At 37.0% G+C, this 20,893-nt stretch carries 23 protein-coding genes; 16 read left to right on the top strand and 7 right to left on the bottom strand.

Features of this window, described 5'->3' with window-relative positions; genetic code table 11:
- Window positions 1–84 precede the first annotated feature (84 nt).
- Window positions 85–1,509 (top strand): MDR family MFS transporter, encoded by a 1,425-nt coding sequence (locus BMZ06_RS09055; protein ID WP_089751728.1) that lies wholly within the window; start codon window positions 85–87, stop codon window positions 1,507–1,509.
- A 28-nt stretch (window positions 1,510–1,537) separates the two neighbouring features.
- Here the strand turns inward: BMZ06_RS09055 and BMZ06_RS09050 are convergent, their stop codons facing one another.
- Genes BMZ06_RS09050 through BMZ06_RS09040 form a run of 3 tightly spaced genes read right to left on the bottom strand, consistent with a single transcriptional unit; the run spans window position 1,538 to window position 3,019 of the window.
- Complete coding sequence (locus tag BMZ06_RS09050) at window positions 1,538–2,083, bottom strand: GNAT family N-acetyltransferase (RefSeq protein ID WP_089751727.1); 546 nt, start codon at window positions 2,081–2,083, stop codon at window positions 1,538–1,540.
- Window positions 2,084–2,106: 23 nt separating this feature from the next.
- Window positions 2,107–2,307 carry a YdiK family protein gene (locus tag BMZ06_RS09045; protein ID WP_175477847.1) on the bottom strand — a complete coding sequence of 67 codons (201 nt, stop codon included), beginning with the start codon at window positions 2,305–2,307 and terminating at the stop codon, window positions 2,107–2,109.
- Between the two features lies 1 nt (window position 2,308).
- A complete protein-coding gene (locus BMZ06_RS09040) occupies window positions 2,309–3,019 on the bottom strand; it encodes a CPBP family intramembrane glutamic endopeptidase (RefSeq protein ID WP_089751725.1) in 711 nt (236 codons plus the stop codon).
- Window positions 3,020–3,324: 305 nt separating this feature from the next.
- Here BMZ06_RS09040 and groES point away from each other — a divergent pair, with 305 nt between their 5' ends.
- The 4 genes from groES to BMZ06_RS09020 all read left to right on the top strand — a co-directional run bounded on the left by groES (window position 3,325) and on the right by BMZ06_RS09020 (window position 7,435).
- Entirely contained in the window at window positions 3,325–3,609 is a 285-nt protein-coding gene (gene groES / locus BMZ06_RS09035) for a co-chaperone GroES (RefSeq protein ID WP_014641699.1), read from the top strand.
- Between the two features lie 63 nt (window positions 3,610–3,672).
- A complete protein-coding gene (gene groL / locus BMZ06_RS09030) occupies window positions 3,673–5,310 on the top strand; it encodes a chaperonin GroEL (RefSeq protein ID WP_089751724.1) in 1,638 nt (545 codons plus the stop codon).
- 357 nt (window positions 5,311–5,667) lie between these two features.
- Window positions 5,668–6,093: a hypothetical protein gene (locus tag BMZ06_RS09025; protein ID WP_089751723.1), complete on the top strand. Its 426-nt coding sequence runs from the start codon at window positions 5,668–5,670 to the stop codon at window positions 6,091–6,093.
- 361 nt (window positions 6,094–6,454) lie between these two features.
- Entirely contained in the window at window positions 6,455–7,435 is a 981-nt protein-coding gene (locus tag BMZ06_RS09020) for a hypothetical protein (protein ID WP_089751722.1), read from the top strand.
- 32 nt (window positions 7,436–7,467) lie between these two features.
- On the opposite strand, the gene BMZ06_RS20660 is transcribed toward BMZ06_RS09020, so the two are convergent.
- From BMZ06_RS20660 to BMZ06_RS09010, 3 genes are all read right to left on the bottom strand, one after another.
- Window positions 7,468–7,629, bottom strand: coding sequence for a hypothetical protein (locus BMZ06_RS20660; protein ID WP_175477846.1), 162 nt, complete (start codon window positions 7,627–7,629; stop codon window positions 7,468–7,470).
- A gap of 254 nt (window positions 7,630–7,883) precedes the next feature.
- On the bottom strand, window positions 7,884–9,056 hold the full coding sequence (locus BMZ06_RS09015) for a site-specific integrase (RefSeq protein WP_089751721.1): 1,173 nt from the start codon (window positions 9,054–9,056) through the stop codon (window positions 7,884–7,886).
- 23 nt (window positions 9,057–9,079) lie between these two features.
- Complete coding sequence (locus BMZ06_RS09010; RefSeq protein WP_089751720.1) at window positions 9,080–9,577, bottom strand: ImmA/IrrE family metallo-endopeptidase; 498 nt, start codon at window positions 9,575–9,577, stop codon at window positions 9,080–9,082.
- A gap of 245 nt (window positions 9,578–9,822) precedes the next feature.
- On the opposite strand from BMZ06_RS09010, the gene BMZ06_RS09005 reads away from it, so the two are divergent.
- Together BMZ06_RS09005 and BMZ06_RS09000 are read left to right on the top strand one after the other, a co-directional pair.
- Window positions 9,823–13,914, top strand: a complete 4,092-nt coding sequence (locus BMZ06_RS09005; protein WP_175477845.1) for a hypothetical protein — start codon at window positions 9,823–9,825, stop codon at window positions 13,912–13,914.
- Window positions 13,859–15,184: a protein kinase family protein gene (locus BMZ06_RS09000; RefSeq protein WP_089751718.1), complete on the top strand. Its 1,326-nt coding sequence runs from the start codon at window positions 13,859–13,861 to the stop codon at window positions 15,182–15,184. The genes BMZ06_RS09005 and BMZ06_RS09000 overlap by 56 nt, the downstream gene beginning before the upstream one ends.
- A 146-nt stretch (window positions 15,185–15,330) precedes the next feature.
- On the opposite strand, the gene BMZ06_RS08995 is transcribed toward BMZ06_RS09000, so the two are convergent.
- Window positions 15,331–15,741, bottom strand: coding sequence for a helix-turn-helix domain-containing protein (locus tag BMZ06_RS08995; protein WP_089751717.1), 411 nt, complete (start codon window positions 15,739–15,741; stop codon window positions 15,331–15,333).
- 191 nt (window positions 15,742–15,932) lie between these two features.
- Between BMZ06_RS08995 and BMZ06_RS08990 the strand changes: the two genes are divergently transcribed.
- The 9 genes from BMZ06_RS08990 to BMZ06_RS08950 all read left to right on the top strand — a co-directional run bounded on the left by BMZ06_RS08990 (window position 15,933) and on the right by BMZ06_RS08950 (window position 20,889).
- On the top strand, window positions 15,933–16,142 hold the full coding sequence (locus BMZ06_RS08990; RefSeq protein WP_089751716.1) for a helix-turn-helix transcriptional regulator: 210 nt from the start codon (window positions 15,933–15,935) through the stop codon (window positions 16,140–16,142).
- Window positions 16,143–16,163: 21 nt separating this feature from the next.
- Window positions 16,164–16,487, top strand: coding sequence for a DNA-binding protein (locus BMZ06_RS08985; RefSeq protein WP_089751715.1), 324 nt, complete (start codon window positions 16,164–16,166; stop codon window positions 16,485–16,487).
- A gap of 99 nt (window positions 16,488–16,586) precedes the next feature.
- A complete protein-coding gene (locus BMZ06_RS08980) occupies window positions 16,587–17,078 on the top strand; it encodes a helix-turn-helix domain-containing protein (protein ID WP_089751714.1) in 492 nt (163 codons plus the stop codon).
- Window positions 17,079–17,089: 11 nt separating this feature from the next.
- Window positions 17,090–18,109, top strand: a complete 1,020-nt coding sequence (locus BMZ06_RS08975) for a DnaD domain-containing protein (RefSeq protein ID WP_089751713.1) — start codon at window positions 17,090–17,092, stop codon at window positions 18,107–18,109.
- A gap of 8 nt (window positions 18,110–18,117) precedes the next feature.
- Window positions 18,118–18,360, top strand: a complete 243-nt coding sequence (locus BMZ06_RS08970; RefSeq protein ID WP_139205813.1) for a hypothetical protein — start codon at window positions 18,118–18,120, stop codon at window positions 18,358–18,360.
- Window positions 18,361–18,781: 421 nt separating this feature from the next.
- Entirely contained in the window at window positions 18,782–19,222 is a 441-nt protein-coding gene (locus tag BMZ06_RS08965) for a hypothetical protein (RefSeq protein WP_089751712.1), read from the top strand.
- A 69-nt stretch (window positions 19,223–19,291) separates the two neighbouring features.
- Window positions 19,292–19,486: a hypothetical protein gene (locus tag BMZ06_RS08960; RefSeq protein ID WP_089751711.1), complete on the top strand. Its 195-nt coding sequence runs from the start codon at window positions 19,292–19,294 to the stop codon at window positions 19,484–19,486.
- Between the two features lie 15 nt (window positions 19,487–19,501).
- The gene (locus BMZ06_RS08955; RefSeq protein ID WP_089751710.1) at window positions 19,502–19,765 is read left to right on the top strand and encodes a hypothetical protein; all 264 of its coding nucleotides are present in this window, start codon (window positions 19,502–19,504) and stop codon (window positions 19,763–19,765) included.
- 14 nt (window positions 19,766–19,779) lie between these two features.
- On the top strand, window positions 19,780–20,889 hold the full coding sequence (locus tag BMZ06_RS08950) for a hypothetical protein (protein WP_089751709.1): 1,110 nt from the start codon (window positions 19,780–19,782) through the stop codon (window positions 20,887–20,889).
- The last annotated feature ends 4 nt before the right edge of the window (window positions 20,890–20,893 follow it).

The raw sequence follows: 20,893 nt of genomic DNA, 5'->3' as shown, positions 1-20,893 counted from the left end.
GCATACACGTGGAGAAACAAGATAATCAGTGGTATAGTTGAAAAATAATTCGAGTTCCGAAGTAATTAAGAGAGGAGGCATCTGATGAGTAAACTACCTAATAAATGGCTCGTGGTTGTATCCGTTCTTTTCGGTACATTCACAGTTATCCTAAATAATAGTATGTTAAATCCAATCCTGCCGAAGTTTATTGAGATCTTCGACTCCAATGCGGTGGCTGTGGGCTGGATCTTAACCATTTTCATGGTCTCTATGGGAATGACGATGCCGCTGACGGGTTATTTTGGAGACCGCTTTGGCAAGAAAAAAGTGTACGTCACAGGACTTGTCATCTTTATCGCAGGTTCCGTGTCCGGCTTTTTCTCAGAAACGTTAGCCATGGTCATCATCTCCCGGGCTATACAGGGAATGGCCGGTGGTTTAATGCTTCCCATTGCGATGGCATTAATCTTTAATTCCTTTCCGAAACATGAACGTGGTCTTGCAGTCGGAGTCTACGGCATTGCTGCGATGGTCGCACCAGCCATCGGACCAACAATCGGCGGATTCTTAATTCAATACCTCGAATGGCCCTGGCTGTTTGCCTTTAATATCCCGTTCGGGTTAACAGGATTAATACTATCTTCTAAATTTCTGGAACGAACAGAGACGCATCCCGAGAAGAAGTTCGATTTAGTCGGATTCCTGATCATTACTTCAGGTATCGGTTCGATTCTGTTTGCCTTAGGCCGGGGGAGGAGCGTTGAGAACTTATTCGACCCGCTCAACATCGCTTTAATTGTCGGAGGCTTGATCGCCGTCATTTTATTCGTATTCTATGAAAACCGACAGGACGATCCGTTACTGGACTTATCAGTCTTTAAAGTACCTACGTACTCAGTGTCCATCATCGTAACGAGTGCAGCTTCCATCGGGTTGTTTTCAGGTATATTCCTGCTGCCTTTACTCATTCAAAATGTCTATGGAATGAATGCCGTCATGACCGGACTGCTCTTCCTGCCGGCAGCGGCTGCGAGCGGCATATTCATGTCTCTTGGTGGACGACTGCTGGATAAAAAAGGACCCAAGTACGTTGTGCCACCAGGTCTTGCGATAATGATCCTGGCAACACTTGGTCTAAGCTTCTTGCAACTATCTACGCCGTACTGGCTGATTCTTGCGCTGAACACAGTCCGGGGTATGGGTATGGGAATGAGCAATATGCCAGCGACCACATCCGGTATGAACTCCATTCCGGAGCCGCTTGTAGCACAGGGTTCCGCGATGAACAATATTATTCGTCAGATATCTTCATCCTTAGGGATCGTGTTCTTTTCCATTTATTACGAAGTGAGGCGCGCACAGGTATCGGCAGCTCCTGATATCGATATGCAGGCGGCTACCTTGCAGACACTGAATGAAGCTTTTCTCGTATCCGCAGTGGTCCTGATGATTGCCCTGCCCTTTTCTTTTATTTTAAAAGGAGTACAGGACGACAAGAATACAGAAAAGCAGGAAAAAGAAGCCTAATAAAAAACGCAGGGAAGACAATGATGTCTTATCCCTGCGTTCTTTGATTCCAATCTTTTCGTAAAAGGCCGTATAACAGCATATCGTAGGCATGGCCATCCCGGAGAATAAACTCCCGGTGCGAACCCTCGTGCACAAAGCCGAGCCTCTCATATAAACGGCGGGCCGCGGTATTGTATTCAAAAACAGTAAGCTGCAGCCGGTGCAAATTAAGCTCGTGGAAAGCAAACTGGATTAAAAGCTCCATGGCCTCTGTTCCATAGCCCTTACCGTACATATCCGGATCCCCAATTCCAATCGTGAGCCAGGCATTCTGCTGGGTCCAGAGAATGCCGTCCAGCTCCACAAACCCGATAAACTGGTCAGCTTCCTTAATCGCAAAGAGGAAATGGCTGTCATGCTCATGAGCTTCATCCCGCCACTTTCGCAAGTCTTCCGCTCGTTTGGGCTTTGCGGGAAGGGCATCCAGATGCCTCGCATAATCGGTTTTATTGTACCATTTCGCCATGTGATCAATATCATGATCATCGAGCAGCGTCAGTCTGACGCGTTCGCCGGTGAGTAAAGGTTCCATCGCCATTCCCTCCTTAGGCTTCGTTATTTATTATTCGACTGGTTCATACGAACGTGTAAGTTATACAAACGGATCGCTACAATAATATTTACTGTCGCGACACCCGATAAGACAATCGTTGTAGCATTCCAAATCGTTTCCACTGCGGCCTGGGACGCGAGAAACATAAAGGCGATTCCCACACCGAAGTAGAGGACAGCCATAAGCAGTGGTGAAGTCCTCATATTATAAAAATCCTCCAATAAAGATGGTTTCCAATTGTTCCTGCATCCGCCGGATATCTTCCTCATCCACGAAATACTGCGTAATGACCACAAACGAGTTCATCGCCATATGAGCAATGATTGGTGTGATAATTCGTTTTGTTTTCACATATAGGAAGGCGAATACAACCCCCATGGAGAAGTAAACAAGCATGTGCTTAAAATCAAAGTGGAAAGCACCAAAGACCAAGGCAGAAACTAAAACGGCAAGAAAGAAATTCGTCCGCTTATAAATCGAACCGAAAATTACCTTTCGAAAAATGATTTCTTCGGTAATTGGAGCGAACAATACAGGCAGCAGAATAAACAATGGTGATTCACGTGCAATCTCCATAAGCCCCATCGTATTTTCCGATCCAGGCGGAATCCCGAAAACTTGATTCTCAATAGCAGCAGCGACACCTTGGGCAAGCAGGGCTAAAATGACTCCGAGAATAGACCAGAGGACGATGCCTCCCGGTCCTGCCTTATCTTCCCGCATCGCGGTTTCTTTCATATCCGGTTTAAGCAGAACGATAATAATGATCGTTGCAGCTAAAAAGCTCAGCACCGACCAGATCGCAATCGCGTCATAATTGCTGACGCCAAACAGCTTAACAATTGGTACCCCAATTAAGGCAGAGAGCTGAGCAGCGACATACGTCAGAATAATATACCAATAGCGATTTGGCATAGGGTGAACGACTCCTTTTATCTATATATGATGTAAGTTCATGCATGCGATATTCAACAAAGCTTACGCCTTAAAATATCTCACAATTCATACTTTATGTATTTTATCATAGTTTCAAAACCATCCCTAAGGATAAAGGGTTATCATACATAATTTGTCGAAAAAAGATGTGAAAATTTTCTAGGTTTTCTACTTGAAAAATGGAAGTGAATTGATTATGATAAGAATTGTGTTAGCACTCATGTATCACGAGTGCTAATAAACGACAAAAATTGAAATCAACCTTATCAAGGAGGGTGTCCTAATTGTTAAAGCCACTTGGTGATCGTATTGTTATTGAATTAATCGAAGAAGAACAGACTACTGCGAGCGGTATCGTACTTCCGGATTCTGCGAAGGAAAAGCCGCAAGAAGGTAAAGTCATTGCTGTCGGTACTGGCCGTATCACAGATAACGGAGAGAAGATTGCTCTTGAAGTCGCACAAGGCGACCGCGTAATTTACTCGAAGTTTGCCGGTACGGAAGTGAAGTATGAAGGCAATGAGTACTTGATTCTGCGCGAATCAGATGTACTAGCTGTTATTCAATAAGTACAACCATCTCATACTTATAGATGAAGAATCGGTACGATTTTAATAAGGAGGGCATTTTTAATGGCTAAAGAAATTAAATTTAGTGAAGACGCACGCCGTGCGATGCTTCGCGGAGTAGATACATTAGCAGATGCTGTAAAAGTAACACTAGGACCAAAAGGACGTAACGTCGTTCTAGATAAGAAATTTGGTTCTCCACTCATTACTAACGATGGTGTAACCATTGCTAAAGAAATCGAACTTCAGGATCACTTCGAAAACATGGGCGCTCAGCTTGTGTCCGAAGTAGCTTCTAAAACAAATGATGTTGCCGGTGACGGTACAACAACTGCAACGGTTCTAGCGCAAGCGATGATCCGTGAGGGTCTGAAAAACGTAACGTCCGGTGCGAACCCAGTAGGTATTCGCCGCGGAATTGAAAAAGCAACAGAAGTTGCTACTCAGGAACTTCGCAAGATCTCCAAGCCAATCGAAGGCCGCGAGTCCATTTCTCAGGTAGCTTCCATCTCTGCTTCCGATAACGAAGTCGGCCAGCTGATTGCTGAAGCGATGGAGCGCGTAGGAAACGATGGCGTTATTACAATTGAAGAATCTAAAGGCTTCAACACAGAACTAGAAGTGGTTGAAGGTATGCAGTTCGACCGCGGTTACGCTTCTCCATACATGGTTACAGACCAGGATAAAATGGAAGCGGTTCTTGAAGATCCTTACATTCTAATTACAGATAAGAAAATTAACAATATCCAGGAAGTTCTTCCTGTACTTGAGCAAGTGGTTCAACAGTCCAAGCCATTACTTCTGATCTCTGAAGACGTAGAAGGCGAAGCCCTGGCTACACTTGTTGTGAACAAACTGCGCGGTACATTCAACGCAGTATCTGTGAAAGCACCTGGATTCGGCGATCGTCGTAAAGCTATGCTTGAAGACATTGCAACCCTAACAGGTGGTCAAGTGATTACAGAAGACCTTGGACTTGATCTGAAGAATACAACCATTGATCAGCTTGGGCGTGCGTCTAAAGCGGTCATCACGAAAGAAAATACAACAATCGTTGAAGGGAACGGAGATCCGCAGCAAATCGCTTCTCGCGTAGCTCAAGTCCGTGCCCAGGCAGAAGAATCCACTTCTGAATTCGATAAAGAAAAACTACAAGAGCGTCTTGCTAAACTAGCAGGCGGCGTAGCTGTTATCAAAGTCGGCGCAGCTACTGAAACAGAATTGAAAGAGCGTAAACTACGTATCGAAGACGCCCTGAACTCTACAAGAGCAGCTGTAGAAGAAGGAATCGTTGCCGGCGGTGGTACAGCTCTAGTCAACATCATCAACTCTGTTGAAGGACTTGGTTTAGTTGACGACGAAGCAACTGGCGCAAGCATCGTACTTCGTGCCCTTGAAGAGCCTGTACGTCAAATCGTACACAATGCTGGTCTTGAAGGCTCCATCATCGTCGAGCGTCTGAAAGGCGAAGAAGTCGGCGTAGGATTCGATGCAGCTACCGGCCAATGGGTTAACATGGTCGAAAAAGGTATCGTAGACCCTACAAAAGTAACTCGTTCTGCACTTCAAAACGCAGCTTCCGTAGCCGCTATGTTCTTGACTACTGAAGCCGTAGTTGCTGATAAGCCAGGCGAAGACGACAACGCTGGTGGCGGCATGCCTGACATGGGTGGCATGGGCGGAATGGGCGGCATGATGTAAGCTGTCCTCAAACCCTTTGATAGACAGGGGTTTGAAACCCTATAAATGAATATTGACTGGATTTTGACTGGATTTTTAAGAATTCAAGTCTGACAAAAAAGCCTCTCATTAAGTTCACTTGAACTTTTGAGAGGCTTTTTTTAAAATAGGCTCTATTAAATTTTGTTGTTAATATTTGGACAAATGTTCTTTAAATGTTTATCTCTAAACTGAGTCTTTAAGAAACGGGCAGGTTAGTTGAATAACAACCCTCGTGAATTGTCCTTTATTATGAAAACTATTCGCCGATTTTGATCAAATTTAACTTTTAATATTGTAAAATGATAGAGTAAGAAATACGGAAAGGGGAAAGTCTCTTTGACAACACCAATTATTATTTCAATAATTTCGTTATGCGTTGCAATTCTTGCACTTGTGGTGAACGTAAGTAAATTCTTTATTGAGATTTACGATAGAAAGCAAAAGCGAATTGAAGGGACAAAAGCAAAAATCACGGTAGAACGTAAAGATAGTTCTAAATCAAAATATCTTATATTTAAAAACGAGGGCAGCACGGCACATATTCACGAAATAAAAATAAACGGAGTAAAGTGGGAAGGTACAAATATATTCCTTGATAATGAATCTCCTTCATTACTTTCGGGTGGTCAAGTTCGCAATATACAGTATTTTACTTCGAAAACTTCAAAAATAGCACCGCCGTTTGAACTCGAGATTACATACGAAGATGACTATTCAAGAAAGTATTTATCTACTAGAAACAAAGTAGCAATCCAAGCATAGGGTAGGGAAGATCGATACTTAATCTTTATATAAGAAGGCTCAAACGATTATTATAAGATCGCTGCGGCGGTCTTTTTTTTGCTTATTTTGTATCCGTAGCGTTAGCTTAAAATCTACTTCACTACACCTCGAAATTTTCTTGAGTAATGGAGAGTTAATCTCTAACAAGTGAAGAGTTTTATATTTGTGGAGGAGTTTTGAACTGTTCTGGAAATAGATTTATTTATAGAAAATTGTGGGTTATTTTGTTATTTATGGTATTATTTATATAAGTATATTTTGGAATATTCAATATTTTTAGGTTCCAAAGATAGGAATTTAAAGTGATCTAATGAAGACTATATAGGTGAGGTGTTTAATATTGAGTAAAGATAGTGCAATAGTAGAACCTAATGTATTTCAAAAAGTCTTAAAGCCTATGTTTCACATGCTAACAGGACGCCCTGATAATATGGTAAAGGTCTTTAATAAAAACAAAATTATTGCATTTGATGAAATAGTGAACCTGCACGAGCAAATTATAGAAAAACTCAATCATTTTCAAGTTGAAGGTTTAACTTTTCATGCGGACCTTAAGTTGAGCGATAATATAAATAAGCAATTTGGTTCGTGGGAGGAATTCGAAAAGCATAGATGGAATATAAAAAATACTATTACTACTATGGTTTTAAAGTGGGATTTTTTAATAAAGATGCCGAATTTTGAAACTCCTCAAAGACATACCGTTGTAATGAGGGTATCCTCGGGATATTCTACTAAAGAAATGATTCAAGCGCTCTTCTCTAATAATTTTGAAGACGCAGATAAAATAGAACTAAATATGTCTCCAATGTTTGTAAGAGTAGATTTTGTTAATACTAGATTAGGCATGGAGATAATAGATATTGTTGAAAAATGGAATGAGGCTTTACCTAATCCTCCGCACATTTATAACTGGCCTTTTAAGTTAAAAAAAAGAAAAAAAATTATAGCTGATATTATTAGATTATCAATACCCGCCTTTATAATTATTTTACTTTTTTCAAGTATTGAACTCACCACGAAAATTAATGGTTTCGGAAGTGATATGAGTATAATTATGTATTGGGGGTTAAGTGTGGCGGTAATATTTATAGCTTCTTCAAAGTTTGGGTATTGGTTAGCAAAAAGAATATATCATTCCTTAGATGAGTTTGGTGGGTATTCTGTTTTTGAATTAACCAATGGGGATATACAAAAAAAAGAAAAACTAGAGGCTAAGAACAAGTATAATTTTAGAATTATACTGGGGGGATTTCTCTTTACTGTAGTAATTAATATAATTAGTAGTATCTTCGCTGCAATGATTTATGAATTAATCTAAAAAAAAAACCAGTTCCAATTCGGAACTGGTTTTTAGCTAGAGTATTTTCCATTTATTTCATAAGGGTTTTTTGTAGCAGTTTCATCTGGGAATTTTTGAGTGCTTAAAATCCAATGAAGTTTAATATTAGATGTAACCACCATAAAAAGGGAACTCAGCGCTAAAGTAATTAGAACACCAAGTAAAATAGCCATGATAACCAATCCTTTGGTATTTAGATTTGTGCTAATTTATTTTATGTAATCACAATTAGAAAGATGTGTAAATTCCTTTTGTAAAGCTATTTCCTTAATTATACATAAATAAACCTGTCTTTGCGAACAATTTTTATTTAGTAGTATAAAAATCGGTGTTTTATGGACTTCCTCTAGTTCTTGAATGGCCTCATTGTATCATTTTAAGGCTTTTAATAATGGTATCTTCACGATTCTTTATATACTTTTAACGTTTAATCTAATAAACCTTTCATGAGTTGATTGAACTTATCAGACGCTTTTTGTTCCATGTTTTTAGTAATGTGAGCATAGATGTTCATAGTTGTATTAATATCTCCATGACCTAATCTTTGTTGTATTTCCTTGGTTCCTACACCTGCTTCAATTAAAAGAGAGGTATGGGTGTGCCTAAAGGAATGTGGTGTAACTTTTTTCTCGAGTCCACTAAGCTTTAAAAGACGTTTCATCCGGTTTTCAATAGTCTTTATAAAATCAGGATAGCCTGGATTGTTAATCTCTTTAGCAAAAACAAATCCAAAGTCATTGTAATGATCTCCAAGAGACATCTTGATTTCATTTTGATGAGTTAAATGCTTCTTAAACTCACTCATTACTTGTTTATCCATTTTGATTGTACGAATAGAGCCTTTTGTTTTAGGAGTGAGCAGCTGATAATCTTTTGTATTGTTATTTGGGTTGTAACACGTTTTTGTAATGCGTATGGTTTCATTATCAAAGTTCACATCTGGCCATTTAAGTGCCAGCATTTCACCTACACGTAAACCACTGTAGGCAAGGGTGAGAAACATAATAAAATCTCGATCTAATCCCTGTATCTTAGCTGTTTTTAAAAAAGTTATTAGTTCATTCTTCTCTAGAAATTTTATTACCTCTTCGTTTTGCTCAATTTCCTCCACCGTTTCAATTTTCTTAGGGATCTTTGCGAATTCACTTGGATTTGTTTTAATAAGATTATATTCAAGTGCCTTCTTAAATAACATTCGACCAGTTGTATGGATCCCATCTAAGGTATTGTGAGCGTATCCTTTTTCATGTAGATCATCAAGGAATGCTTGATAATGTTTTCGTGTAACATCAGATAACTTCATTTTCGAGAAGTATCTTCTGAGGTGTTTCAATTCTTTCGTACGCCCGCGATGGGAACTAATCTTAGAATTTTTGGCATAGAAGTTAAGCCACTTATCGGCAAATTCGTTTAGAGTAATATTGTTTTCTTCAACATAGGAGTCTTCCCTTACCTCCCTTTCTAATTCTTCTGCTTCAATTCTTGCATCGGTTTTTCTATTGAACCCACCCTTAGATTTTGTTTTTCTTTTGCCAGTTATTGAATCAAACCATTCTACTTGGTAGGACCACTTGTTACCTCTTTTCCTTATATATGCCATAGTTTTTACCTCCCATATAAATACTAAGTTATAAAATGGCTTTTGACTGGTACAATAGGGCGGCGTTTTATTTTTTCTAGTCGTTCCTGGCATACCTCTAACGGAATATTAAAATCTTGAGACCATAGATTAATGATTTCAGGGTCACTCAACGTGTATTCTTTAATCATGTGGTAGGGTAAAGAGGCGTAAAGAGTGAAGTGCCTTGCATCTCTTTCTTGAAGCGCATAAAAATCTTTAGGCATTATTAACTGCCGGCCAGCATGTCTCAGTGCATGGCAAAGCTCATGGAAAAATTGCTCTCGTTGGTTTATGTGCGGAAGGCGACTATCTAAAACAATTTCTTGAAAATTTCCTACTTTCATGTAACTAGCCTGAGTTGGTCTGCAGTTGATAAAGATTTGGTTCTCAAATCCAATGTTATGAACACTTAAATCGGTCGGTTCTGTAAAATTATGAGCTTTATACCAATGAGTTATAAGGTCTTCTAGAGTTGTGGTTGTGTAGTAAGGGAATCTCAATTTAATCACCATCCTTATAAAACATTATACGAACATGCGTTCTTGTTTTCAATACTAATTACATACAATAGATTTTTTGGCTGTATTAATTAATCGTATGTTTTGAGGATTCACAAGTGTTTGTAGAAATGAATTTAAAGAAAAAATAAGAGAGGTTTTTAGCTAGGGAAACAAAGATGAATTGTTTAAATTTTGATAATTCACATGAAAGGTTTTAAAGGAATTTTCTATTTATTAGATAAATATTGCCAAAAATGTGGGTGTTTGGAATAATTAATAATAAGATACTTGGTCTTTTTATTGAAAATAATAAATATAGAGGTACTAGCTCAGAAGCATCGTTTGTCCCTAAACTAGATTTTAGAAAGGAAGATTATGTGTCTAAAGAAAGATCACTATTAGATTTGGAAGATATCATAAACTATGTGAACGGAAAGAACCATAAGGATAAATTAGAATTGTTAGCTAGTGTAACAGTAACTGGATTAATGCTTGTAAACCCTGTTGTAGGATCTACGGCCTCTTCTGCATATACATTGTTGGGAGCAAGTGTTTCTAGCCAAATAAAAAGGATTTTTCATCGCTTAGATACCAAGAATAAAGAGAAGCAGGCACTAGAAGCGTATGAGAAATGCAGACTTACGGCAGTCTTATTGTCTAGGTTAGCCGTTAAAAATACAATAGAAAATAGTTTAAATGGAAGAGACACGCTGTTTGCACAGTGGAAACTTACAAGACATGTCGAGGAAGAAGAGAAAAAGCGCATTAGTCGTTTAGATGAAGAACGTGAAAGTAAGTTTATGCAAAGTTTTATTGAAGAAGGATCTTTTAATAAAGAAAGCTATTGGGATGAATTACTTAATACTATCCTTAAAGCAATAGATGTCTCTGAAGAAGAAACGAAAACATTCAAACAACAGATGTTAGAAGAGATAGAAAAAAAATATCAGGCATTCGTTAATCAAGTATCGTATGAATCACAACTTTTTAAAAATTATATCCAAAACCTTGATAACGATAAAGAAGAAGTAATGCAAAAGCTTAATGAGATAATGGAATTTATGAGTTCATATGGCAGCATTTATTGGACTATTAATGAAGTTGATCAATGGTTAAAGGAAAGTACTGATCCGACGATTAGTTTAGATTTTTTTAATTATGAGGAAAAATCCTTTGAGGAGCAGTTTATTCAGAAGTTAGAGAATGATGTTATTTACTTAAAGGGGAAAACAAGAGAAGAGGTAGCTTTCTACACACTCTTTATTATTAGGGATCAAGTGCCAAAATTTGAACAAGACACTTACATTATTGACTCAAAGGAACAGTGGGAGACTCTTAGAGGGAAATGCAAAGGAAAGATATTAATTCCAAACTTTAATGCAGCTGTGGTGGAGATTATTCCTAATAATACCAATATTATTATTTATAGCGAAGAAGACTATGTGGGAAACAAACAGCCCATCGAATTAAATAAGAGAATTCTAAGTAATATGAGTAAAATGCTAGAAAATGAGATAAGTAATCAGGAATTAACTAACAAAATAGTTAATAAGTCTAATGGTCTTTATACTACTTTTAAGAGAATGGTGTTTAAAGGGAAGACTGGATATCCAAAGTGGGAAGCACGTATTAATCGCTCTTTCACCCCTGCGTTATTATTGGGCAGTTGGATACAATCAGAATCTTTTGCTGATAAAGAGATACTTTGCAAACTAACACAGTCCACTTATGATGAATATTTAAATTCAATTAACGAAATAGTTGGAGGTGAAGATCCTTTTCTTATAACGTATAAAAACAACCGTGATAAAGTCTATAGGTTGGCTAATATAGAAGAAGCTTGGGAATTAAACTTTCAACTTTTGACCGAAGATGTAATGAATGCTTTCAAGCTAATAGTAGTAGACGTACTAACTGATGTTGATCCTGTTTATAACTTACCTATAGAAGAACATTATAAAGGAAATATAATGACCAAAGGAACAAAGTATTCTGAGACTTTGAAAAACGGTATGATAAGGTCATTAATAATGTTAGCTAACATGGATGGTAAAGATAACTCTATGGGCGTTGAATCAACACAAATTTGGGTGGATGAAACATTGAAACTAGTACTTGACCAGGTTGATTCTCGTGAGAAATGGTTCGCAATTTCAGGATATATGCCAATGATTGCAGAAGCTTCACCTAAGATAACACTTACTGTACTTAACCAAGAAGCAACAAATCAAGAATCTGACTTTTGGAATTTATTTGAGCAAAATAGTGACGGTTTCTGGGGGAGAAACTATTATACGCATATATTGTGGTCATTGGAAAAATTATTATGTATAGAAGACACTTCTCCAAAAGCTGTAAAAGTGTTGGCTTTACTTGCAGAACGGAATGTTAAATACTCTATTAGTAATAGCCCAATGTCGACATTGCATCGCGCTTTATGCGCTTGGTTACATGAAATTAATGTATCTATTGATGAAAAGATACAATTGGCGGACTATCTAGTTAAACAAAGCAGTATTGGCTGGGAATTATTGGAGTTATTAATGCCAGAAAGAACACCTGGTCAGACTATGATGAGTATAAGTAAGCCTCAATATAGATTGTTCAAGATGAATTACAAGCTAACAAGTAGAAAAGAGATTATCGACACTTACAAAGCTTATACTATGATTGCTATACGAGAAGCTAAGGATGACTTGGACAAATGGGGAATTTTTTTTGATAAGTTCTTTTTCTTTGAATTAGGGCTTGCAGATGATGTGATAACTGGAGTAACTAAGGCAATAGCTCGCTGTAGTATAGATATAACAAAATATGCATTTAAAGAGAAAGTGCTTGATTTATTGTATCGACATCGCTTTTACTCGGACTCTAAATGGGCAGTTAAGGAAGAAAATCTTTGGAGAATAGAAAAAGAAGTCTATGAAGCAATTCAATTTGAAAACAGACTCTATGATTACCTCCATTTATTTACGACAGAGAAAATGATTTCAATACATCCAATTCCTTACCGTAAAAAGGGATACGATTATATCAAGGAGAGAAAATTATTACGTCAAAAACGCGTTGCTGTTATGTATGAAATACAAGATACCCCTCAAGTAACTATCTTGGAGTTATTACTGATGCTAAAAGAAGAACACCAAAATGGGGCTAAATCAATCGGGGAGATTATGGCAACTGAGTTCCATGAAAACAAACCCGATGCGGAATTCATAGATGAGCTGTTAGAAAAAGGTTTAATAGTAGCTTTTCTTTCTTATATACGAACTATTTATACTAAGGAAGGATTGCAGGTAATAGAAAATTTACTAGAAAAAACGGAGGATAATCTGAAAGTTGATTTACTCAAAATAGCTGAAATAGATGAAGATTTAATAGCGTTGGTAGACAGTTGTGGGCCAATGGTAACTAAAAAATATTGGGAAACTATTACAAGTTATATAGAGGAAGGAAAAAATCAAGCTGTAGGGCTGCTTATTTGGGATAATTTGTTGAAATATAAGAATTACTCAGCGGCACTTAATATGCTAAATCGAAGTTATTTCAACGATGTACCTAAACACCTCGAATTATTAACGAAAATCTTAGAGGATCAAGGGGACTACGATGTTTATCGTGACAAATATTATATCTGCAGAGCTTTTCAACATATTTATGAGTTAGACAATTTAACCACGGAGCAACATACATTAGTTAGACAGCTAGAGTGGGCTTATTTTAGCATGTTAATAACTGAATTTAAACCAAAATATTTAAAGGAAGATTTAAAGACTGACCCTACTTTAATGGCTGAATTAATTCGTTACGCCTTTAAATCAGAAGATGAACCAGAGAGCCCCAAAGAATTAACTGAAAGTGAAGAAAAACTAGCAAAACAGGCATTTAGTATATTATTTGAATTGAAGTTTTGTCCTTGTGTGGATGAGGAAAAAAATATTTCGTTTGAAGAATTAAAAGAATGGACCGAACAATATTTAAAACTGATTGAAAAAAATAACCAACTTAATATAGGTAGGAGTAAATTAGGGGAGTGTTTTTCTCAATCACCTATAGGTACAGATGGGAACTTTCCCCACGAATCGATAAGAAAAATCTTTGAGGAATATTATTCAGATGAATTAAAGCGTGGCTTTTTAATTGGGATGATAAATAGCCGAGGTGTTTACACTATATCGAATGGAAAAGAAGAAAAACAACTGTCTAATCTATATGAAGGATATTCTAAGTCCTTAAGGATAGAATACCCATTTATGGCAGATGCCTTAAAGGAACTGGCAGATGATTATTCTAGACAGGCTGAAGCAGATAGAGAGAGAGCCACTTATGATTTATAGGGGCAAGAAGTTAGAATTCCAAAAAGCTGAGAAATTAGGAAGAGGGGGGAATGGTGTTGTACACGAAATTGTTTGTATCCCGCCCTCTGACAATCGTTTAGTGGTGAAAATTCTAACCTATTCTCAAAGAAACTTCGAGAAAAAATTTACCCGGTTTAAACATGAAGTACTTACAGTTCAACGCCTTTATCATATGTGTGAAGGATTATTGCCTATTATAGATTATTACTTACCTGATGATGTGCCCCCAAAAAATGATCCAGCTTGGTTTGTCATGCCTTTTGCGAGACAGTTTAAAGATCACATATTTGGAAATCAGTTTAATATAATTCAAAAAATGAAGTTGGTAAAAGATATAGGGCGGATTTTAAGCCGAATTCATAATGAGGGTTATTCCCATCGTGATATAAAACTAGATAATTTGTTGATTTATAATGATCATGTAGTACTTAGCGATTTCGGATTAGTTAGTCATGAGGAGTATGATCGTTTAACAGGAGTGAATGAGCGAGTAGGACCTTGGAATACAATTGCTCCAGAGATGCAGAGGGAGGCTCGTGAAATAACAGATGCTCAGCCAGCAGATGTTTATTCTTTTGCGAAATTAATATGGATTATATTAATGGAAGATGAAGATTGCTTTGAAGGACAATACGGGAAAGAAAAAGTTTTTGCATTAAATGTTCATCAGTTTGCTGTTGACTCAATTGAGTGTATTGAGCGGTTACTTATAGATTCGACGAATGATGATCCAGGTCAGAGACCAACTGTTTTAGAAGTTCTGAACTATATAGATCAGTGGGAGCGAGTCAATTCGGATGAAGTGTTATTGAAGCAAGAGAAGAGGATGGTCGCAGAAGAATCCATTAGACGTACTTTAAGGCCAGCAAGCACCATTTTTACAGAGTTTGAAGCTATTTTAGATATTATAGAAAGGATTATTGATTCTTATGTGTTTAGCAGCCACCAGTTTAATGATCTATCACTGAAAATATGTAAGCCATCCCAGGTTCCAGGATGTTTGGAGGTAGGAGATGAAAGAACTACTTATATCTTTAAACCAACAAAAATCACATTGGAAACAAAGCCAGAAACACATTTTATTCTAGAAATTGAGGAGATTTCGGATGAAGAAATTCAGGTGCTGGAAGATGAGATAATAATGTCAGAAGATGTAACAGCCCTAGATTTGCTGACAGCTACTTCTGAAGTTACAGCACCCAAAATTGTTCTCCATGCAGAAGAAAGAATAGTATTTAAAGGTGACTAATCTGTAAATAAAATAAACTGATCTTAACTTTTAAGGGTATCTTTATGTAAGGGTTTGATAAGGGTGATAAAAGAATTTTAGGAATACATTCTTAAAATAATGGGCAGAGAACTTTAAATCTTGAGTTCTCTGCTTTTTTTGATTTTCTATTTTTCTAGATCTTTAGATTTTTTCACTAAGTATTGAAAGTAACTTTCTAATTCCCTTATTTGCTCAGGACTCATTGACTTCCACTTTTCCAAGTCAAAAAAAGCTGCATCTTCGATCCCGTAATGGTCCATCAATTTATTTAATTCTTTTATAGAATCAAATTCATTACTTTTATCCACTTGATTATCTGAAATATCTGATCGGCCTAAAAGGTAATCGGTGGAGACGTCAAAAAGATCAGCTATTTTGTTCACAGTATCTAAAGTAGGAATTTTAGTTCCTCTTTCATAAGCTGTGTAAGTTGTCCGAGCTACTCCAATTTTCCTCGCAATATAATCTTGAGTCCAATTTGGATTTTCCTCTTTTTTTATTTGTCGGCATCTTTTCAGCCTGTCTGAAAAATTCATGTTAATACCACCATGCTTTTCACTAAATTATAGTGTGTTATGTATCCATTATAAATGTTTCTCAAAGTAACTTAAAGCAAAGTTCCTAAAAGTGAAAAATAAAGTTTATGGATATTGTTGACAATGTTACCTAAAGGAACTTATAATACAATACAAGATGTTCCTTAAAGGAACTTTAGGAGGTGATTAAATTGAGGATGTGGTTAAAAGAGATTCGACTTCAGAAGAATTTAACGCAAGAACAAACAGCCTTTAAATCAAACATATCGAGAAGCTATTATACTCATATTGAATCTGGTGTCAAAAAACCTACAGTAGAAACTGCGAAGGACATAGCTTTTGCCCTAGAGTTCAAGTGGACAAATTTTTTTGAGAGTCAATGTTCTTTAAAGGAACAATAAACTAATAAGGAGATGTTATAGATGTTTGAAGCTAAACTACAACCTGAATCTGATTTTAATAACAAGGTCTATGATATTTTTTATGATATTGCTAAAAAAGCACAAGAAGATGTTCAGAAAGAATTGGAATTACCCTATTTACTTGATCGAACAAAATTAGCTGAGTGTGTGTTTAATGTCAGTGTACAATCTCTTGATGCTCACGTATTAAAGCGGAAGGACTTTCCAAAAGTTCATGTAGGTGGCCGGACACTCTACCCCAAGGATTTAGTCATTACATGGATTAGAAATCATGTTGATGTATCTAATGATATTGCTCCAGAAAGAAACTTTGGTGTTATTTGACTCTATGAATCTAGTATATACCTCTGAGAAAGTAATTAATGGTACAAATCAATAAGTAAGGAGGGGGAGACTATTAACAAAAGTAAATCGGCGCGGTTAATGAAGGAATTAAGAAAAACCAAAAATAAAACCCAGCAACAGTTAGCTGTAGATATGTTCCAGTCAAGAGAGTATATCTCTAAACAGGAGGGGGGAAAACGGAAGATTCCTCCCGTATCCACTAAATATTTTATTGAGAAGTATAACAATCCTTGGTTAGCACTTGAAGTTGTTAATGAATATGTTGGGTGGGGGATCTCTCGCTTAGAGGGACCGGAAGTAGAAGAGGACAATTTTCTCTTGCAACTTCTATTAGAGGATGAATTACAAAAGGCTATGAATGTATTAGCTAATGTAAATTTAACTGCCAAATTACACGATAAGCACTCTATTAAGATTCATGACATACGGAAATCAGCTGAAATTATGACTGGTGTTATTCATTACTCTACCCTATATTTAGCGACTGTTTGTGAAAAATATGAAATCAATTGGCTAAAGATTTGGAAGGATCATCACCAAACTCTATATTCTAAGAGATTATTAAATTAGGAGGTGAGGTTGTGCAGGGGTGGTTAAAGCTGCATCGTAAAATTCTTCATAGTGAAATTTTCGAAAATGAGAAGTTGTTAAAAGTGTTCATTTATTGTCTGGCGAAAGCAAGCCATAAAAGTACAGAATCGAGAGTAGGGAGGCAAAAGGTTGCTCTTAAACCTGGTCAATTTATATTTGGCCGAAAAAAAGCTGCTTTAGAATTAAGTATGAATGAATCCACCGTTCGTGACTATATAAAAATACTTCAGGAAGACAGTGTTATTAGTATAAATACCACCAACAAATATAGTGTCATAGCCGTTGAAAACTGGGGGATTTATCAATCTAACGATGAAGAAAACGACAACAAAACAACACCAGATAACCAGCAAAATAACAGCAATTTACCATCAGAAAGACAGCAGAAAGACACATACAAGAATGGTAGAGAACTTAAAGAAGTTAAGAATGTAAAAGAATTTATTACTACAACTACTGCAGAACAGATGGAGTGTCCCATTCAATTTTATAAAAACAACATTGGCGCTATACGTCCTAAAATCTCAGAAGAAATAGCAAACTGGAGTGAAGACCTTGGAGAATCGTTAATCTTGGAAGCCATGAGGAGGTCTCTGGATCGTAATAAACCAACTTGGGGGTATGTGAAGAGTATTCTTCAGTCTTGGATCAATAAAGGAATTCGAACAATTGAACAAGCAGAGGCAGAAGAAGTTGAATATAAAAATAAAAAGAATAGAAATGGTCCATTTACTAAAAGATCTTCCCAAAAGGAAGTGATTCCTGAGTGGTTCAATGACCGAGAAGAACAAGAAAAGCATGATATAAATAAACAACCTAGCATTGATGATACAGCTCGGACCATTGAGTTAGCGATTAAGCTAAAAAGATCGAGGGAGAATATTCTTGAATCGATTAATGATCGTTATAAACTTTCTGAAGAAGATATAGCTTCTATTAAGGAAGGTAAATGTTCAGCTAAAGAGGTTTTATTAGAACAATTAAAGCTTAGAGTAGCTGGGGAGCCATAACATGGGAGGTGGTAAGGTTGAAATCAAATAAAAAGCACTTTGCTTACTATGACATTTCTTCACAAGCTGACAATGTAAAAACCTTTGAAGGAAAAAGGTATAATGTGCATGGCATTTGGGCGGTGGATCGCCATGGTAATGCTGAAAAGCTTGCCAGTATCTATTATCGAATTCGAACGGTAAAGGATGGTCAATTTAGAACCATTGCTAAACGTAAAAATCCTATGAGTGAATTGAGACCTGTTAAGTAAATATAACGATTTTAATACGTGCTTAAATAGCACACTCAGATCCTTGAAAATTACATATCTATGCTAGGAAAAGAAAGGTCACAGAATTTTCCTAGCTGTTGATAAGTGTTGGGTGCGTGTTACGCGAAACGCATCTAGTGACCGGAAAAGCGATGTATCAACGATGGTTTTTCTATTTAAAGTGAGGGGAGTACTGATGAAACTTTTAATAGTAAGAGCTCTAGATACATAAAGTTCTTCGTATATGCTAGAAACGTTGTGCTTTGCAGTACAGTATTATCATTAGTGAATGCTGCATAGGGTTGATTGTATCTTGCCAAAAACAATCTTTATACCCTTAAGATGATCTACCAAATCATGGATTTATATTTAAGTAGGTGTTAGAATCGTTATACAAATCACTTGAGAGGAGATTGATCTGATGGCAAAGCGTTGGATCGGTGGTTTGACTGGATTTGTTATAGTTTTAATCCTAGTTGGTTGCGGATCCCAAGGAGCCACAGGTCAAGTCGAGTCTTTATCACCAGAGGACATGAAAGAGACTATCCAAGATAGTGAAAAAGTTTATGTTCTGTTAACAGATGCCTCGGAGGAAGAGAAGAGAGATGAATATATCGAGGTTGTAGAAGAGAACATTGAAGAGATTAATGTAAAAGAGATGAATGCGCAAAATCCAAAAATTGTTGATGGAGATATGGATCTGAATGAAATAGGTTTGGAAGGTAGTGAATTGTTCCAATCTCTAAGTTATTATGAGGATGGACAATTACAGAATCGTATCTCTTTAAGAACACAGAAATACAAAACCCTTGAGGATAGGGAACAAGCTATACAAAATTTCATCAACGATACTTCAGCTTAATGGAAGTGATCTTTAATAGATCGCTTCTTTTTTTTATGGACAAAAAACCTTGAAAGGGGGTGAATGGGAATGAGCGTTACCAATCGTGAACTTAAGCAATCCAAAGACTTAGTTCAGACGCTGCTAACCATCCAGGACATTTCTTACAATGAGTGGCTTCATGAAAAACATCAGGAGTACATTCAAGAAAACCAAGATGTCGTTATGAAGTCATTGCTTCATTACAAAGGGGTTGGTGAAGAAAACAAGAAAAATAATATTTAATGAGGAGAGATAATAATGAAATACTTTGCACATCATTCCATGCTTGCTGCCATTAGTAATTTACAATCTACTGGGGCTTCTATTTTATCGGCCATGCAACTATTAGGTATTGTTTCGGCTGCCATTGCTTTTGGTATCGGAGCCTACCACCTTATTTGGGGTGGAGTGAGAGGTCGTCAGAGCTCTATTGTTTGGTTTATCGGCGGTGCTGTTGGGCTTGTCGTACTAATGGGGGCTACGGCTATCGCTGAATACATTGACAGTCAGGTGATCTTTTAAAGGAGTGTAGGACCATGAGGGTATTATTTACATCAAAAGTGGAGGGTGAAATTTCTAGCTTTCACCCTTACTCCTTTCAAGAAATTGTCGTTCTAACGGCAGAATTGGATGCTAAATTAAAAAAGAAAAATGCTGAGCCAATGATGCTTGATTTTATGATTTTTAATGAAGAAGGAGATAAGTTGTACAACGGCTCCTATGAAGTGGGAGGAGAAGGAACCTCAAATATTTATGACCATGTTTGTCAAAAGCTTTTAGACTTACCTATGAAAAATAAAAATGAAGAAACAAAAAGGGATGTCTTTCTTCAACAATTAACTTCTCATACCCCAGCATCTTATCAAATAGATCTGACAGAAGTATGGAAAGAGAAAGAAGGACAAAAGTCGAGTTGGAAGCAGCTTGGTAAGCGAGGCAGAGTTTTTGTGAGTGTGCTCAGCACCACGTTATTGGTAGCCATAGTTACATCCATCACTCTATTTATACTCCTAAACAATCAAGGCAGGGATCTAAAAGCCACATCTCAAGAGATGGAAAAAATGGAGAATGTCAAAATGGCATACGAAGGGTATTGGACGGGTGAGCAGGAACAAGCTGTTCAACAATTATTAGGAATGGAAAATTTATCGGAATCGGAGCGCCAAACATTGCTTCATTTTCTGGTGGACCTTAAAAAGTATGATCGAGCTTTGCACTATGTAGGAAAGGAAAATACTTCCTCTCTAGCTGCGCAAGTCATGGAAGTTCATGGTCTGGAAGAATTGAGTTCGTTCAATGAATCTTATCCGAGCCCTTTAGGTGAATTTAAATTAGCTTTTCATCATGGGGAATACAAACAGGCGGTAGATATTCGAGATATGCCGATGTCTTCTAAATTGTATAAACAAAAGGGAATCGCCTATCTGAGACTTGAGCAATTAGAAAATGCCAAAAAAATGGCCAGTGAAGCGAAAGACGATAAACTGAATAAAAAGATTAATGAATATCAAGAAATTGAGAAGCAGTTGATGAAGATTAACAGTCAAATAGAGGCAGAGAAGAAGTCAGAAGATCAAAATGAATCTAAAATCGATTCGCTTAAAGAACAACAAGAAGATCTGGAGAGTCAAAAGAACAGTATATAAGAAG

Origin of the sequence: Halobacillus alkaliphilus, from assembly GCF_900113125.1 — a bacterium.
Classification (GTDB): Bacteria; Bacillota; Bacilli; order Bacillales; family Halobacillaceae; genus Halobacillus; species Halobacillus alkaliphilus.
Note: the sequence above shows the minus strand (reverse complement) of the source record. Positions and strands in the feature narration are given on the sequence as shown.

Excerpts from the sequence above, each read along its gene's own strand:
- BMZ06_RS09055 (WP_089751728.1), top strand. The coding sequence starts at position 85 with ATGAGTAAACTACCTAATAAATGGCTCGTGGTTGTATCCGTTCTTTTC.
- BMZ06_RS09050 (WP_089751727.1), bottom strand. The coding sequence starts at position 2,083 with ATGGAACCTTTACTCACCGGCGAACGCGTCAGACTGACGCTGCTCGAT.
- BMZ06_RS09045 (WP_175477847.1), bottom strand. The coding sequence starts at position 2,307 with ATGAGGACTTCACCACTGCTTATGGCTGTCCTCTACTTCGGTGTGGGA.
- BMZ06_RS09040 (WP_089751725.1), bottom strand. The coding sequence starts at position 3,019 with ATGCCAAATCGCTATTGGTATATTATTCTGACGTATGTCGCTGCTCAG.
- groL (WP_089751724.1), top strand. The coding sequence starts at position 3,673 with ATGGCTAAAGAAATTAAATTTAGTGAAGACGCACGCCGTGCGATGCTT.
- BMZ06_RS20660 (WP_175477846.1), bottom strand. The coding sequence starts at position 7,629 with ATGGCTATTTTACTTGGTGTTCTAATTACTTTAGCGCTGAGTTCCCTT.
- BMZ06_RS09015 (WP_089751721.1), bottom strand. The coding sequence starts at position 9,056 with ATGGCATATATAAGGAAAAGAGGTAACAAGTGGTCCTACCAAGTAGAA.
- BMZ06_RS09000 (WP_089751718.1), top strand. The coding sequence starts at position 13,859 with ATGATTATTCTAGACAGGCTGAAGCAGATAGAGAGAGAGCCACTTATG.
- BMZ06_RS08995 (WP_089751717.1), bottom strand. The coding sequence starts at position 15,741 with ATGAATTTTTCAGACAGGCTGAAAAGATGCCGACAAATAAAAAAAGAG.
- BMZ06_RS08985 (WP_089751715.1), top strand. The coding sequence starts at position 16,164 with ATGTTTGAAGCTAAACTACAACCTGAATCTGATTTTAATAACAAGGTC.
- BMZ06_RS08980 (WP_089751714.1), top strand. The coding sequence starts at position 16,587 with ATGAAGGAATTAAGAAAAACCAAAAATAAAACCCAGCAACAGTTAGCT.
- BMZ06_RS08965 (WP_089751712.1), top strand. The coding sequence starts at position 18,782 with ATGGCAAAGCGTTGGATCGGTGGTTTGACTGGATTTGTTATAGTTTTA.
- BMZ06_RS08960 (WP_089751711.1), top strand. The coding sequence starts at position 19,292 with ATGAGCGTTACCAATCGTGAACTTAAGCAATCCAAAGACTTAGTTCAG.
- BMZ06_RS08955 (WP_089751710.1), top strand. The coding sequence starts at position 19,502 with ATGAAATACTTTGCACATCATTCCATGCTTGCTGCCATTAGTAATTTA.
- BMZ06_RS08950 (WP_089751709.1), top strand. The coding sequence starts at position 19,780 with ATGAGGGTATTATTTACATCAAAAGTGGAGGGTGAAATTTCTAGCTTT.